This is a genomic window from Variovorax sp. TLI9-5A (genome assembly GCF_056867935.1).
On sequence record NZ_CP200310.1, the window covers coordinates 1,856,927 to 1,871,478 of the forward strand.

The window sequence follows — 14,552 nt, forward strand, 5'->3', positions numbered from 1 at the left end:
AAATTGCAAGGCATTTGCGCGTCTGATCGGCCCATTGGAAACGGTGGGCGCTATGTACATTGAAAGCCAACCCTCCAGGCTGGCCGTGACTACCGAGTTCCTCTTCACCGACAGCGATTTCTCGCGCGTGCGAACCCTCATCCACCGCCGCGCCGGCATCGCCCTGGGCGAGCAGAAGCGGCAGATGGTGTACAGCCGGCTCTCGCGCCGGCTGAGGGAGCTGCAGTTGCCCGACTTCACCTCGTATCTCGACTGGCTCGAACAGCGCCAGGACGGCGAGGAGTGGCAGCTCTTCATCAACTCGCTGACCACCAACCTCACCTCGTTCTTCCGCGAGGCGCATCACTTCCCGACGCTGGCCGAGCACGCGCGCAAGGCGAAGCAGCCCGTCACCGTGTGGTGCGCGGCGGCATCGACCGGCGAGGAACCCTATTCGATCGCCATCACGCTGATGGAGGCGCTGGGCGACAAGGCTTCCGCCTCGCGCGTGATCGCCACCGACATCGACACGGCGGTGCTGGCCAAGGCCGCCACCGGCGTGTTCACCGCCGAGCAGGTGCGCAGGCTCGCGCCCGAGCGGCTGCGGCGCTTCTTCAACAAGGGCACCGGCTCCAACGCGGGCAAGGTGCGCGTGCGCCCCGAAGTGGCGGCGATGGTGAAGTTCTCGCGCCTCAACCTGCTCGACAGCGCCTGGTCGGTGAAGGAGCCGGTGGACGCGATCTTCTGCCGCAACGTGATGATCTATTTCGACAAGCCGACGCAGAAGAAGGTGCTCGACCGCTTCGCGCCGCTGCTCAAGTCCGACGGCCTGCTGTTCGCCGGGCATTCGGAGAACGCCTCGCTGGTCAACCAGGCCTTTCGCCCGCTGGGCCAGACCGTGTACGAGCTGGCGCGTTTGCGCGCCGCGGGTGCTTCCTCATGACCACGGCCTCCAACGCGGCCGCGCCGGGCTCGGTGGCCAGCCATCATTACTTCGACCGCGACGTCGGCATGATGGCGGTGAAGCTGCTGCCCTCCGAGTACTACGTGACCTCGAGCAACACCGCGCTCAGCACGGTGCTGGGCTCCTGCGTGGCCGCATGCCTGCACGACCGCGAGGCCGGCGTGGCCGGCATGAACCACTTCATGCTGCCCGACGACGGTGAGCCGGGTGCCTCGGCCGGCACGCGCGACGCCAATGAATCGATGCGCTACGGTGCCTACGCCATGGACGTGCTGATCCGCGAGCTGGTGCGCGCGGGTGCGCGCCGCGACCGGCTCAAGGCCAAGGTGTTCGGCGGCGGCGCGGTGCTGGCCAACATGACCACGCTCAACATCGGCGACCGCAATGCCGACTTCGTGCTGCGTTACCTGAACAACGAGCGCATCGAGGTTGCCGCGCAGGACCTGCGCGGGCCGCACGCGCGCCGCGTGTGCTTCGTGCCGGCAACGGGCAAGGCCATCGTGCGCAAGCTGCGCGCGCAGACAGAAGTGCGGCAGGTGCAGCACGAGGAGGGCGAGCTGCTGCGCAGACTGTCCGGCTCGCGAGCGGCATCGGCAGCCGATAACAAAGGAAACCCGTGAGCGTGAAGAAGATCAAGGTGCTGTGCGTCGACGACTCGGCGCTCATCCGCAGCGTGATGACGGAGATCATCAACAGCCAGTCCGACATGACCGTGGTGGGCACGGCCGCCGATCCGCTGGTGGCGCGCGACCTCATCAAGGTCACCAACCCCGACGTGCTCACGCTCGACGTGGAAATGCCGCGCATGGACGGACTGGAGTTTCTCGAGAAGCTCATGCGGCTTCGGCCCATGCCCGTGGTCATGGTGTCGTCGCTGACCGAGCGCGGCTCCGAGATCGCGTTGCGCGCGCTCGAACTGGGCGCCATCGACTTCGTGACCAAGCCGCGCCTGGGCGTGCGCGACGGCCTGCTCAACTACACCGAGCTGATCGCCGGCAAGATCCGCACGGCGGCCAGCGCGCGCCTGCTGCCCGCGCGGCATGCCGCCCCGGCGCGCCCCGGCGGCGAGGCACCGCAGGAATCTCTGCTGCGCAGCCCGCTGCTGAGTACCGAGAAGCTCATCATCATCGGCGCCTCCACCGGCGGCACCGAAGCCATCCGCGAAGTGCTGCAGCCGCTGCCGCCCGATTCGCCCGCGGTGATGATCGCGCAGCACATGCCCGCCGGCTTCACGCGCTCGTTCGCGCAGCGGCTCGACGGCCTGTGCCGCATCAACGTGAAGGAGGCCGAGCACGGCGAGCGCGTGCTGCCGGGCTATGCCTACATCGCGCCGGGTGGCTTCCACCTGTCGCTCGCGCGCAGCGGCGCCAACTACGTGGCGCACCTAGACCAGGAGCCGCCGGTGAACCGCCACCGGCCGTCCATCGACGTGCTGTTCGATTCGGCCGCCAGGCATGCCGGCAAGAACGCCATCGGAATCATCCTGACCGGCATGGGCAAGGACGGCGCCGAAGGCCTGCTGCGCATGCGGCGCGCGGGTGCCCACACGCTGGCGCAGGACGAGGCGAGTTGCGTGGTCTTCGGCATGCCGCGCGAGGCCATCGCGCTGGGCGCGGTGGACGACGTGTCGCCGCTGGCCGAAGTGAGCCGCCGCGTGCTGGCGCACCTTCGCACGTTCGGTGAACGCGCGAACCGAGTTTGAGAGAAAAGAAAACGACCTTGGAGTTGGAAATATCGTGATCGACAAGAGCATCAAAATCCTGGTTGTGGACGACTTCCCGACCATGCGCCGCATCGTGCGCAACCTGCTGAAAGAGCTGGAGTTCCACAACGTCGACGAGGCCGAGGACGGCGCCGCCGGCATCGAGAAGCTGCGCGGCGGCAACTTCGGCTTCGTGGTGTCCGACTGGAACATGCCCAACATGGACGGCCTGACCATGCTGCAGACCATCCGCGCCGACCCCGAGCTCAAGAAGCTGCCGGTGCTGATGGTCACGGCCGAGGCGAAGAAGGAAAACATCGTGGCGGCGGCGCAGGCCGGCGCCAACGGCTACGTGGTGAAACCCTTCACCGCTGCAACGCTCGAAGAAAAGCTCACCAAGATCTTCGAGAAGCTCGCCAAGGAAGCGGCGTGACATGAGCCAGAACACTTCTCCAGCCGCGGAACCCGCGAACAACACCACCGAAGAGCTTCTGGGCCGCATCGGCCAGCTCACGCGCCAGCTGCGCGACGGCCTGCGCGAGCTGGGCCTCGACAAGCAGGTGGCCAGGGCCGCGCAAGCCATTCCCGATGCCCGCGACCGCCTGAGCTATGTGGCGGCCACCACCGAGCGCGCGGCGCACCGCGCGCTCAACGCCATCGACGTGGCGCAGCCGCTGCAGGAAGCGCTGGCCACCGACGCCAAGGGCCTGAGCAAGCGCTGGGACGAGTGGTTCCAGAACCCCATCGAGCTCGACCATGCGCGCGAGCTCGTGCTGGACACGCGCGGCTATCTCGACGGCGTACCCGAGCGCGCGAGCGCGATCAACTCGCAGCTCATGGAGATCCTGATGGCGCAGGACTTCCAGGACCTGACCGGCCAGGTCATCAAGAAGATGATGGAAGTGGTCAACGACGTCGAGACGCAGCTGCTGCAGGTGCTGATTGACAACTCGGCGCCCGAGAAGCGCCACGAGGCCGTGCAGAGCCTGCAGAACGGCCCGCAGGTCAAGCCCGGCAACCCCGAGGCCGTCACCGACCAGGCGCAGGTCGACGACCTGCTGGAGAGCCTCGGCTTCTGATCGCCGGGGCTTGCCGGCCCCTTTCTATTGTCCGAATTGCAGGGCTATCAGGGCCCTGATCGACAGATTGTTCCGAGGGGTCGAATTCAATAATTTGGCCATGAGCAAGGCGTACTTCGCCAGTGCTGGTTCGGAGCATGAATGGCTGAGGAAAGCGATCTCGAGAAAACGGAACCCGCCTCCGAGCGGCGCCTTGAAAAGGCCCGCGAGGAAGGCAACGTAGCCCGTTCGCGCGAGCTCACCACCTTCGTCATGCTGGGCACGGCCTGTGCCGGCCTGTGGCTCGCTTCGGAGTCGCTCGGCACCAGCATGAACGGCGCGCTGCGCATGGGGCTGCAGTTCGACCGCGCCAGCGCCTTCGATCCCAACTACATGCTGGCCCGCACCGGGCTGATGTCGATGCAGGCGCTGGGCGCCATCGGCCCGATGTTCGCGATGATGATCGTCGCAGCAGTGGTCGCGCCGATGATGCTCGGCGGCTGGCTCTTCTCCACCAAGTCGGTGGCGCCGAACTTCGGCAAGCTCAATCCCCTGGCCGGAATCGGCCGCATGTTCTCCTCGCAGTCGCTCGCCGAACTGCTCAAGGCGCTGGCCAAGTCGGCGCTCATCGGTGGCGTGGCCTGGTGGGTGGTGTCGAGGGACATCGGCACCCTGATGGCCCTGATGGCGCAGCCTGCCCAATACGCGCTGCCGCACGCGCTCGTGCTGGTGGCCAGGCACTGCGTGCTGATCGCCGCCACGCTATTCCTCGTTGCGCTGATCGACGTGCCCTTCCAGCTCTGGAGCTACTACCGCAAGCTGCGCATGTCGCGCGAGGACGTGCGCCAGGAGCACAAGGAAAGCGAAGGCGATCCGCACATCAAGGCCGCCATTCGCCGCCAGCAACAGCAGATGGCACGGCGCCGGATGATGTCCGAGGTGCCCAAGGCCGACATCGTGCTGACCAACCCCACGCACTTCGCCGTGGCGCTCAAGTACCAGGAAGGCGGCATGCGCGCGCCGCGCGTGGTGGCCAAGGGCACCGAGCTCGTCGCCGCGCGCATCCGCGAACTGGCGAAGGAGCACAAGGTGGCGATCCTCGAGGCGCCGCCACTCGCCCGCTCGCTCTACCGACACACCAGGCTCGGCGACGAGATTCCCGCCGGCCTCTACACCGCCGTGGCCGAGGTGCTGGCCTGGGTCTACCAGCTCAGGCGCTGGAAGGCCGAGGGCGGCGAGGCGCCGCGCACACCCACCGACCTGCCGGTTCCCGCAGACCTTCAATACACCGCCGCGGAAGCGGCAGAGCAAGCCGCATGAACGCGATGACAAACCTGATGCGCATGCCCGCGCGCTTCTTCCCGGGCTCGCAGCTCAAGGGGCTGGCAGGGCCGATCCTCATCATCCTCATCCTGAGCATGATGGTGCTGCCGCTGCCGCCATTCCTGCTCGACCTGCTGTTCACCTTCAACATCGCCATGTCGGTGATGGTGCTGCTGGTGAGCATGTACACGATGAAGGCGCTGGACTTCGCGGCGTTCCCGGCCGTGCTGCTGTTCTCCACGCTGCTGCGCCTGTCGCTGAACGTGGCTTCCACGCGCGTGGTGCTGATGAACGGCCACACCGGTCCCGATGCGGCGGGCAAGGTGATCGAGGCCTTCGGGCACTTCCTCGTGGGTGGCAACTTCGCGGTGGGCGTGATGGTCTTCATCATCCTCGTGCTCATCAACTTCATGGTGATCACCAAGGGCGCGGGCCGCATCGCCGAGGTGGGCGCGCGCTTCATGCTCGACGCGATGCCCGGCAAGCAGATGGCCATCGACGCCGACCTCAACGCCGGCCTGATCGGCGAGGACGTGGCCCGCAAGCGCCGCACCGAGGTGGCGCAGGAAGCCGACTTCTACGGCTCGATGGACGGTGCCAGCAAGTTCGTGCGCGGCGACGCGATCGCGGGCCTGCTCATCATGGTCATCAACATCATCGGAGGCCTGGTGGTGGGCATGGTGCAGCACGGGCTGGACTTCTCCACCGCCGGCAAGACCTACACGCTGCTGGCCATCGGCGACGGCCTGGTGGCGCAGATCCCGGCGCTGGTGATCTCCACCGCCGCCGGCGTGATCGTCTCGCGCGTGACCACCGACGAGGACGTGGGCAGCCAGCTCACGGGCCAGCTCTTCTCCAACCCGCAGGTGCTGTTTCTCACGGCCGGCATCGTCGGCCTGCTGGGCATGATCCCGGGCATGCCGAACCTGGCCTTCCTGCTGATCGCGGGCGGCCTGGTGTGGCTGGGGCGCGGGCTGCTGCAGCGCAAGCCGAAGCAGCAGGCGGCGCAGGAAGCCGCGGCGGCGCAGGCCGCGAACCTCGCCGCGTCTTCCGCCGAGACGGCCGAGGCCACCTGGGACGACGTGGCCATGGTCGATCCGCTGGGCATGCAGGTCGGCTACCGGCTCATTCCGCTGGTCGACCAGTCGCAGCAGGGCGAGCTGCTGGGCCGCATCAAGAGCATCCGCAAGAAGATCGCACAGGAAGTCGGCTTCCTGGTGCCGGTGGTGCACATCCGCGACAACCTGGAGATCAAGCCCAACACCTACGTCATCAGCCTGAAGGACGTGGAGATCGGCCGCGGCGAGGCCTTCCCGAATCAGTGGATGGCCATCAACCCGGGGCAGGTGAGCGGCACGCTGCCAGGCACGCCCACGCGCGACCCGGCCTTCGGCCTTCCGGCGACGTGGATCGACGCGAGCCTGCGGCAGCAGGCGCAGGTGTACGGCTACACGGTGGTCGATGCCTGCACGGTGATGGCCACCCACCTGAACCACCTCATACAGACGCACGCCGCAGAGCTGCTGGGCCGCCAGGAAGTGCAGCAGCTGCTCGACCAGATCGCCAAGACCGCGCCCAAGCTCACGGAAGACCTGGTGCCCAAGGTGCTGTCGCTCAGCACGCTGCACAAGGTGCTGCAGAACCTGCTCGACGAGGAAGTGCCGATCCGCGACATGCGCACCATCCTCGACGTGATGGCCGAGCACGCGCCGACCGTGAAGGACCCGACCGAGCTCACCACGCTCACGCGCCTGGCGCTGGGCCGCGCGATCACGCAGCAACTCTTCCCGGGCGACACCGAGATGCAGGTCATCGGCCTGGACGGCTCGCTCGACGGCGTGCTGCAGCAGGCCCTCACCAACAGCAGCGGCATCGAGCCCGGCATTGCCGACAACCTGCTGCGGCAGGCGCAGGCCGCCATCACCCGCCAGGAGCAGATGGGCCTTGCGCCCGTGCTGGTCGTGCAGCACGCGCTGCGCGTGCTGCTGTCGCGCTTCCTGCGGCGCAGCCTGCCGCAGCTCAAGGTGCTTTCGCACGCCGAGATTCCTGATTCCCGAACCATCAAGGTCACCACCGCCATCGGAGGACGAGGTTGAATTCCCCCCAACAGACAGACGTGCGCGCCACCGCGCGCAAATTCGTCGCGGCCACCAGCCGCGAAGCCCTGCGATTGGTCAGGGAGGCGCTGGGCGCCGACGCCATCGTGCTCTCGCACCGCGTCACCGCGCAAGGCGTGGAGATCGTCGCCATGGTCGAGGGCGAAGTGCAGGGCGTGGTGCAGCAGGGCAGTGCGCCTGCGAAACCCGTGGCTGCACCGATCGTGGCGACACCGGTTGCCGCGCCGGCTCCGGTCGCACGTGCGGTGCCGGTGCCGGCGGCGCCTGCTCCCGTTGCGCCCGTCGCATCTGCTGCCCCGGTTGCAACACCCGCCCCGGCCCCCGCCGACACGGTGCTCGAAGAGCTGCACTCCATGCGCGGCATGATCGAGGAACAGCTCGCCAGCGTGGTGTGGAACGACAGGCAGCGCCGCGACCCCGTGCGCGGCCGTCTGCTGCGCACGCTGCTGGGCGCGGGTTTCAGCGCGCGGCTTTCCAAGGCCATGCTCGAGAAGCTGCCCACCGGCCGCACCTATGCCGAGGGCATGGCCTACGTGCGATCGGAGCTCATCCGCGCCGTGCCCGTGCACGAGGACGAGGACGCGCTTTTCGCGCAGGGCGGCGTCTATGCGCTGATGGGCCCCACCGGCGTGGGCAAGACCACCACCACCGCCAAGCTGGCCGCGCGCTGCGTGATGCGCTTCGGCGCCGACAAGCTCGCGCTGGTGACCACCGACAGCTACCGGATCGGCGCCTACGAGCAGCTGCGCATCTACGGCCAGATCCTCAACGTGCCGGTGTACGCGGTGAAGGACGCCGCCGACCTGCATCTCGTGCTGCAGGACTTGCGCGAGAAGCACATGGTGCTGATCGACACCGTCGGCATGAGCCAGCGCGACCGCGCCGTGCCCGAGCAGATCGCCATGCTGGGCCAGAGCCCGAGGCCGGTGAAGCGGCTGCTGCTGCTCAACGCAACCAGCCACGGCGACACGCTCAACGAGGTGGTGCACGCCTACCGCCACGGCAACGAGCTGGCCGGCTGCATCTTCACCAAGGTGGACGAAGCCACGCACCCGGGCGCGCTGATCGACACCGTGATCCGCCACCGCCTGCCGGTGCACTACATCTCCAGCGGCCAGAAGGTGCCCGAGAACCTGATGCAGGCCGACCGCGCGCAGCTGGTGGACAGCGTGTTCCAGCCGCGCCAGCACAGCCCTCTGTTCGTGCCCGCCGAGAGCGACCTGCCGGAAGACACCGCATCGGGCGCCACCTCGCAGCAGGCGGTGCAGAAGGCGCAGGGCGAGACCGATCTGCTGCGCCTGAAATACCAGAACCTGATCCGCGCGATGGCGCACGACGCGCAGGAGCTCGCCACCACCGCGAGCGCGCTGGCCGGTGCGCAGATCGGCTTCGAGCGTGCACGCGCGCTGTGGCGCCAGGCCGTGGATGAGGAAGCCGGCCAGAAGGCCGTGCTGAACGATCTTCTGGTGCATGCGCGCAGCGAAGTGGCCGCGGGCTGCGAGAGCTACGTGCTCGCGCTGTGCGGGCAGGTCGGCCTGCGCTCGAACGAAGGCGGCGATGCATACGAATGCCACGGCAGCCTGCTGCTGTCGGACCGCACGGGCCTGCCGATGGCGGCGCCCAACCAGTGGCTTTCGACGGCGGCCACGCGCGGCACGAAGGACGCCGCGCGCAAGCCCGGCGCACGCCAGGTGCCATGGCTGCGCCAGCAGGACTTCGGCCATCGCCCGCTGGTACATCTGCTGACGCGGCTGCCCGGCATCGAGGCCATGGTGCAGTGGCAGGCCACCGGCCAGCGCTGGCTGGCGCGCGCCCCGGGCTCCACGGCCGTGATCGACTCGCGCACCGGCTCGCCCGACACGCTCGCGCGCATGGATTTCGAATTCGGCGAGGAGCGCCCCATGCGCTTTCGCGGCAAGGCGGCGCTGCTCGCGGTGGCGCATGCCGACGTGGTGCTGCGCTTCAACGCCGCCGCAATGGCTGCGGGCATGGCGCGCGACGAGATGCCGGCGTTGCGCTGCATCGCCACGCGCGTGGTCGACGCGCGCAGCGGCAACGTGCTCGCGCTGAGCCATGCGCTGTCGAACGTCGGCGCCGAGGTTTCCACGCCCCAGCTCGCGCAATGGCTGGGCTGGGCCGTGGATGCCGAGCCCTGCTTCCGTCTTCTGCGCGACGGTGTGCAGCTGGTGGGCGGCATCGGCGAGCTGGGCGATCCGGACCTCATGAAGCGGCTGCTGATCGCCGGCCAGATGACCACCACCGTGTGGCGTCTGCTGCAGGCCGAAGGTGAATGGGCCGACCGCGCCCGCGCGCTGATGGGGCAGCTCACCGGGCGCCAGGCGCGCAACGGCCGCGCCATGAGTGGCAGCGCGCTCTACGCGGGCGTGGGCAAGCTCTTCCTGCTGCTGGATGCGCTCGGTACCGAATCGACCGCCCCGGTGCAGTCGCACCGCGCGCTGGAGAAGCCGCAGAAGCTGGAGCGGCAGGATTGAGGGCACTGCGATGAACAAGCTGGTTGCGGATCAGGCGGACGGCCTCCGGCGCCTGCTCGCGCCGACGCAGGCGCGCGTGGTCGCGGTGGCCGGCATGGGGCGTGGCGCTGGCGGCACCACCGCCGCTATGAACTTCGCCGTGGCGCTGGTGGGGCAGGGCCGCAACGTGCTGCTGCTGGATGAGCACTGCCGCGCCGAGGGTTCGGCCTGCGAGGTCTGGGACATCGACCCGCTGGGCCGCCTGGTCGATGTGGCGAGCGGACGTCTCACGCTCGACGGCGCCGAGGTGCGCGTGGCCTGCGGCGTGCACGTGTTGCCGGCGCCGCCCGATGCCGCGAATGGATCAATTGGCGATGCGGCCGACCCGCGCAGTTTCTGGCACGACGGCGTCGTCGTCATCGACGCGGCCTGCGACGGCGAAGGCCGGCTGTCGCCGCTCGCGCAGTGCGCGGACGACCTGCTGCTGGTGCTGCAGCCGCATCCGGCCTCGGTCACCTCGGCCTACGCGGGCATCAAGCGCCTGCACCACGCCCATGGCCTGAAGCAGATGCGCTTCCTGCTCAACGGCGTGGTCGACGTGCAGGCCGCGCGCCAGATCATGAACAACCTCGCCCATGCCGGCAGCCGCTACCTCGCGCTGTCGCTGCAGGCGGCGGGATGGGTGCGCTTCGATCCGCTGGTCGCCGACGCATGGCGGCTGAAGAAGACCATCGCAGAGGCCTTTCCCGCGAGCCATGCGGCGGTCGACTTCCGCCGCGCCGCGGGCGAGATGGACCAGTGGCCATGGCCCGAGGCAGCGCCGCTGCAGGCCGTGGCCTGAGCCGCCGGCTCCGCACCGAGCAAGGAAGGACGCACGCACGGCCATGTACACCGCACAAGGAACTATCGAGAAATCGCACCTGCTCGCGCAGCACCAGCCGCTGGTGCGCCGCATCGCGCTGCAGATGATGGCGAAGCTGCCGGCCAGCGTGGAGCTGGACGACCTGATCCAGGCCGGCATGCTGGGCCTGCTGGACGCATCCGCGCGCTACCAGGACAACCGGGGCGCGCAGTTCGAGACCTTCGTCAGCCAGCGCATACGCGGCGCCATGCTCGACGAGCTGCGCGCCGCCGACTGGGGCTCGCGCGGCCTGCGCCAGTCGGCGCGCGGCATCGAGAAGGCGATACAGGCACTGGGCCACAAGCTCGGGCGCGCTCCCACCGAAGGGGAGATCGCCCGGGAACTGAAGATGGACATCGAGGCCTACCAGTCGCTGCTGCAGGAGATCCAGGGCTGCCAGCTGCTGTACGTCGAGGACTTCTCCAAGGACGACGCCGACAACGGCTTCCTCGACAGCCGTTCGCAAGACGCCCGAAAGGACCGGCGCAGCAGCGACGATCCGCTGGAGCAACTGCTGGAAAGCGGCTTTCGCCACCAGCTGGTGGACGCCATCTCGGCGCTGCCCGAGCGCGACCAGCTGCTGCTGAACCTCTACTACGAGGAAGAGCTGAACCTGCGCGAGATCGGCGCCATCCTCGAAGTGAGCCAGTCGCGGGTGTGCCAGCTGCACAGCCAGGCGATCAGCAGGCTGCGGGCGAAGCTGAAGGATGTGCTCTAGAAGGAGGCGCTGAATAGGCGTTGTCCGTCAGCGAAGCGCGCCTGCCTCCGGCGCAGCGCGCTCGCCAGGGCACGAAAACTCGGAGGCTTGCCAAAGACCCGCAAGCAACCCTCCTCAAGGCTGCAGGCCAGCCGCCCCATAGGCGAATACGCGCTCATCGGCTCTACCCACAGCGCGGCGCTGGTGCATCTGGGCGGCGACATCGAGTGGCTGTGCCTGCCGCGCTTCGACTCGGCCGCGATGTTCGCCAGCCTGCTCGGCGACGAGCGCAACGGCCACTGGACCATGTGCGCGCGCGACCGCAAGGCGCGCGTCTCCCGGCGCTACCTGCCCGGCACCGTGGTGCTGGAGACCACGATTCGTACGAGCACGGGCGTGGCCGTCGTCACCGACTTCATGCCTCGCCCCGCGCTCGACGGCACACACGAGGTGGTGCGCATCGTGCGGGGCGTGCGCGGGACGGTGAGCATGCACACCGAGTTCCGCATCCGCTTCAACTACGGCGAGTGGTGCCCGTGGATGGAGCGGCGCGACGGCGCGGTGTTCGCCACGGCCGGGCCGGATTCGGTGCGCATCAGCTCGGGCGTGCCGCTGGTCAACGAGAACTTCGCGAGCTTCGCCGACTTCACCGTGTCGGCCGGGCAGTCCATCGCGTTCAGCCTGGACTGGTTTGCCTCGCACCTGAAGCCGCCGGTGACGCGCGATGCCAACGCTCTGCTGGCGCGCACGGTCGCCGAATGGAGCGCGTGGACCGATCGCTGCGGCTACCACGGCGAGTTCCGCGAGCCGGTGATGCGCTCGCTGCTCACGCTCAAGGCGCTGACCTACGAGCCGACCGGCGGCATCGTCGCCGCGCCGAGCACCTCGCTGCCCGAGCTGCCCGGCGGCGAGCGCAACTGGGACTACCGCTTCTGCTGGCTGCGCGACGCGGCGCTCACGCTCTACGCGCTGATCGGCTCTGGCTACGTCGAGGAGGCCAGCGCATGGCGCTGGTGGCTGATGCGCGCGGTGGGCGGATCGCCCGAGGAACTGCAGGTGATGTACGGCCTGCACGGCGAACGCTCGCTCACCGAGCTCGAACTGGGCTGGCTGCGCGGCTACGAGGACAGCCGCCCGGTGCGCATCGGCAACGGCGCGCACGGGCAGCGCCAGCTCGACGTGTACGGCTCGGTCATCGCGGCTTTCCATGCGGCGCGCAAGGCCGGGCTGTCGGACATGGACAAGCTGTGGCCGCTGGAGCGTGCCATCGCGAAGCAGCTCATGGAACTCTGGCGGGAGCCCGACTGCAGCCTGTGGGAGGTGCGCGGCGAGCCCCGCCACTTCGTGCATTCCAAGATCATGTGCTGGCTGGCCTTCGACCGCGTGATCGCCAGCGCAACCGAATACGGGCTCGAGGGCCCCATCGACCGCTGGCGCGAGGCGCGCGACCAGATCCACGCCGAGGTCTGCGCGCGCGGCTACGACGCGGCGAGCAACTCGTTCGTGCAGTACTACGGTGCCGACACGGTGGATGCGGCGCTGCTGTGGATGCCGCTGATCGGTTTCCTGCCGATCCACGACGAGCGCGTGCAGGGCACGGTCGCGCGCATCGAGAAGGAGCTGGTCTTCAACGGGCTGGTGTACCGCTACCGCACCGAGAAGGGCGTGGACGGCCTCGGCGGCGGTGAGGGTGCATTCCTGGCGTGCAGCTTCTGGCTGGCCAACGTGTACGTGGCCATGGGCAGGGTGCGCAAGGCGCGCGCGCTCTTCAGGCGGCTGCTGGCGCTGGGCAACGACCTGGGCCTCTTTGCCGAGGAATACGACCCGGTGGCACAGCGGCAGCTGGGCAACTTTCCGCAGGCCTTCTCGCACATCGGGCTGATCAACAGCGCGCACGCGCTGGTGTCGGCGGCCGGCGGCGTGTGGGAGCTGGCGGACCTCGATGGCAAGGCGCCGTCGAAGAAGAAAGAAGAAAAGAAAGAGAAGAAGAAGGAAAAGGCGCCCGTCAGGAAGCGTTCGCGAGCGCGAACTCCTCGGCGCTGAACACGGTGTGGAAGACCGTGCCATCGAACATCTCGAACAGTTTCTTCGACACTTCGCGGCTTTCGTAGCGCACGGGCGATTCGAGCGCGCGGGCGATGTCCTCGCGGCTCGCGTAGCGGATCGACAGCACCATCGCCAGCTCGGGGTCGCTCACGTCGCTTTCCAGCTGGCGAAGCACGCGCACTTCGAGCGCGCCGGGAAAGCGGGTCCACAGCGGCACCAGTTTCTCGTGCACGTGGCGGTCGAAGGCTTCTTCCATGCCGGGCTTGACCCGGCCCCTGAAGAACGCGCAGCGGATGAACATGGGTTCTCTCTTTCCTGTGTGTCGAGTGCGTGTGGTGAAGGGGGATTCAGCCGCGTTCGTAGCCGCTGAACTGCCGCATCATCTCGGCCGTGTCCCGCGCGATAGCCGAGCCCATGATGCCGACGCCGATCACGGCCACGCGCATCGTCGGGGCAGTCGTCTTCGTCATGCGAAGGCCTTCATGGATGGCCGAGGTGGGCCCGCCGCACGGTGCTACAGGCTCGCGGTGATGCCGCCGTCCACATAGAGGATGTGGCCGTTGACGAAGCTCGATGCGTCCGAGGCCAGGAAGATGGCCGCGCCGCCGAGCTCTTCCACATCGCCCCAGCGGCCGGCGGGCGTGCGGCCGGAAAGCCATGCGGTGAAGGCCTCGTCGGCCACCAGCGCTTGCGTGAGTTCGGTCTTGAAGTGGCCAGGACCGAGGCCGTTGACCTGGATGCCGTGCTTGCCGAGGTCGATCGCCATGCCCTTGGTGAGCATCTTCACCGCGCCCTTGGTGGCGGCATAGGGCGCGATGCCCGGGCGGCCCAGTTCGCTCTGCACCGAACACACGTTGATGATCTTGCCGCGCTTGCGTTCGATCATGCGCTGCGCGACCGAGCGGCCCACCAGGAACACGCTGTCGATGTTGGTGGTGGTGATCTTGTGCCACGCATCCACCGGGAACTCGGCGAACGCCCCGCGATGCTGCATGCCGGCGTTGTTGACGAGGATGTCGATGGGCCCGACCTCGGCCTCGATGGCGGCCACGCCGGCTTCCACGGCCTCGGCGTCGGTCACGTCGAAGGCCTTTGCTTCGGCCGCGATGCCCCTGGCGCGCAGGGCGTCGCGGGCGGCGGCGAGCAGGGCGGGGTCGCGCGCATTGAGCACGACGCGGGCGCCCGCGTTGCCGAGTGCGCCGGCCAGCGCGAAGCCGATGCCCTTGCTGGAGCCGGTGACGAGGGCGGTGCGCCCGGAGAGGTCGAACAGTTTCAAGGGAGTTTCCTGGTGCGT

Annotated in this window: 14 protein-coding genes; 11 read left to right on the top strand and 3 right to left on the bottom strand. The window is 68.4% G+C overall.

The window, feature by feature from the left end; translation table 11 throughout:
- Nucleotides 1-52: 52 nt before the first annotated feature.
- The 11 genes from AC1VNX_RS09100 to AC1VNX_RS09150 all read left to right on the top strand — a co-directional run bounded on the left by AC1VNX_RS09100 (nt 53) and on the right by AC1VNX_RS09150 (nt 13,255).
- A complete protein-coding gene (locus tag AC1VNX_RS09100; RefSeq protein WP_483156403.1) occupies nt 53-922 on the top strand; it encodes a CheR family methyltransferase in 870 nt (289 codons plus the stop codon).
- Nucleotides 919-1,563: a chemoreceptor glutamine deamidase CheD gene (gene cheD / locus AC1VNX_RS09105; protein WP_483156404.1), complete on the top strand. Its 645-nt coding sequence runs from the start codon at nt 919-921 to the stop codon at nt 1,561-1,563. Before AC1VNX_RS09100 ends, cheD begins: the two co-directional genes overlap by 4 nt.
- Before the next feature lie 2 nt (nt 1,564-1,565).
- Nucleotides 1,566-2,645: a protein-glutamate methylesterase/protein-glutamine glutaminase gene (locus tag AC1VNX_RS09110; protein ID WP_483156405.1), complete on the top strand. Its 1,080-nt coding sequence runs from the start codon at nt 1,566-1,568 to the stop codon at nt 2,643-2,645.
- Nucleotides 2,646-2,679: 34 nt separating this feature from the next.
- Nucleotides 2,680-3,078 carry a chemotaxis response regulator CheY gene (gene cheY, locus AC1VNX_RS09115; RefSeq protein WP_126023328.1) on the top strand — a complete coding sequence of 133 codons (399 nt, stop codon included), beginning with the start codon at nt 2,680-2,682 and terminating at the stop codon, nt 3,076-3,078.
- Nucleotide 3,079: 1 nt separating this feature from the next.
- Entirely contained in the window at nt 3,080-3,724 is a 645-nt protein-coding gene (gene cheZ, locus AC1VNX_RS09120) for a protein phosphatase CheZ (protein WP_483156406.1), read from the top strand.
- Nucleotides 3,725-3,865: 141 nt separating this feature from the next.
- A complete protein-coding gene (gene flhB / locus AC1VNX_RS09125; RefSeq protein ID WP_483156407.1) occupies nt 3,866-5,023 on the top strand; it encodes a flagellar biosynthesis protein FlhB in 1,158 nt (385 codons plus the stop codon).
- Complete coding sequence (gene flhA, locus AC1VNX_RS09130) at nt 5,020-7,122, top strand: flagellar biosynthesis protein FlhA (protein ID WP_483156408.1); 2,103 nt, start codon at nt 5,020-5,022, stop codon at nt 7,120-7,122. The genes flhB and flhA overlap by 4 nt, the downstream gene beginning before the upstream one ends.
- Nucleotides 7,119-9,635: a flagellar biosynthesis GTPase FlhF gene (gene flhF / locus AC1VNX_RS09135; protein WP_483156409.1), complete on the top strand. Its 2,517-nt coding sequence runs from the start codon at nt 7,119-7,121 to the stop codon at nt 9,633-9,635. Before flhA ends, flhF begins: the two co-directional genes overlap by 4 nt.
- A gap of 10 nt (nt 9,636-9,645) precedes the next feature.
- The gene (locus AC1VNX_RS09140) at nt 9,646-10,455 is read left to right on the top strand and encodes a MinD/ParA family ATP-binding protein (protein ID WP_483156410.1); all 810 of its coding nucleotides are present in this window, start codon (nt 9,646-9,648) and stop codon (nt 10,453-10,455) included.
- A 43-nt stretch (nt 10,456-10,498) separates the two neighbouring features.
- Nucleotides 10,499-11,233, top strand: a complete 735-nt coding sequence (locus AC1VNX_RS09145; RefSeq protein WP_483156411.1) for an RNA polymerase sigma factor FliA — start codon at nt 10,499-10,501, stop codon at nt 11,231-11,233.
- 87 nt (nt 11,234-11,320) lie between these two features.
- Nucleotides 11,321-13,255 (top strand): glycoside hydrolase family 15 protein, encoded by a 1,935-nt coding sequence (locus tag AC1VNX_RS09150; RefSeq protein ID WP_483156412.1) that lies wholly within the window; start codon nt 11,321-11,323, stop codon nt 13,253-13,255.
- Here AC1VNX_RS09150 and AC1VNX_RS09155 read toward each other — a convergent pair.
- Genes AC1VNX_RS09155 through AC1VNX_RS09165 form a run of 3 tightly spaced genes read right to left on the bottom strand, consistent with a single transcriptional unit; the run spans nt 13,218 to nt 14,534 of the window.
- Complete coding sequence (locus AC1VNX_RS09155; RefSeq protein WP_126023335.1) at nt 13,218-13,559, bottom strand: putative antibiotic biosynthesis monooxygenase; 342 nt, start codon at nt 13,557-13,559, stop codon at nt 13,218-13,220. The two genes, AC1VNX_RS09150 and AC1VNX_RS09155, sit on opposite strands and share 38 nt — an antisense overlap.
- A 46-nt stretch (nt 13,560-13,605) precedes the next feature.
- On the bottom strand, nt 13,606-13,728 hold the full coding sequence (locus AC1VNX_RS09160; RefSeq protein ID WP_483156413.1) for a hypothetical protein: 123 nt from the start codon (nt 13,726-13,728) through the stop codon (nt 13,606-13,608).
- 44 nt (nt 13,729-13,772) lie between these two features.
- On the bottom strand, nt 13,773-14,534 hold the full coding sequence (locus AC1VNX_RS09165; RefSeq protein WP_483156414.1) for an SDR family oxidoreductase: 762 nt from the start codon (nt 14,532-14,534) through the stop codon (nt 13,773-13,775).
- Nucleotides 14,535-14,552 lie beyond the last annotated feature (18 nt).

Bases quoted from the DNA above. Each gene is read 5' to 3' on its own strand.
- AC1VNX_RS09100 (WP_483156403.1), top strand. From the start codon at position 53: ATGTACATTGAAAGCCAACCCTCCAGGCTGGCCGTGACTACCGAGTTC.
- AC1VNX_RS09145 (WP_483156411.1), top strand. From the start codon at position 10,499: ATGTACACCGCACAAGGAACTATCGAGAAATCGCACCTGCTCGCGCAG.
- cheD (WP_483156404.1), top strand. From the start codon at position 919: ATGACCACGGCCTCCAACGCGGCCGCGCCGGGCTCGGTGGCCAGCCAT.
- cheZ (WP_483156406.1), top strand. From the start codon at position 3,080: ATGAGCCAGAACACTTCTCCAGCCGCGGAACCCGCGAACAACACCACC.
- AC1VNX_RS09155 (WP_126023335.1), bottom strand. From the start codon at position 13,559: ATGTTCATCCGCTGCGCGTTCTTCAGGGGCCGGGTCAAGCCCGGCATG.
- flhA (WP_483156408.1), top strand. From the start codon at position 5,020: ATGAACGCGATGACAAACCTGATGCGCATGCCCGCGCGCTTCTTCCCG.
- AC1VNX_RS09160 (WP_483156413.1), bottom strand. From the start codon at position 13,728: ATGACGAAGACGACTGCCCCGACGATGCGCGTGGCCGTGATCGGCGTC.
- AC1VNX_RS09140 (WP_483156410.1), top strand. From the start codon at position 9,646: ATGAACAAGCTGGTTGCGGATCAGGCGGACGGCCTCCGGCGCCTGCTC.
- flhB (WP_483156407.1), top strand. From the start codon at position 3,866: ATGGCTGAGGAAAGCGATCTCGAGAAAACGGAACCCGCCTCCGAGCGG.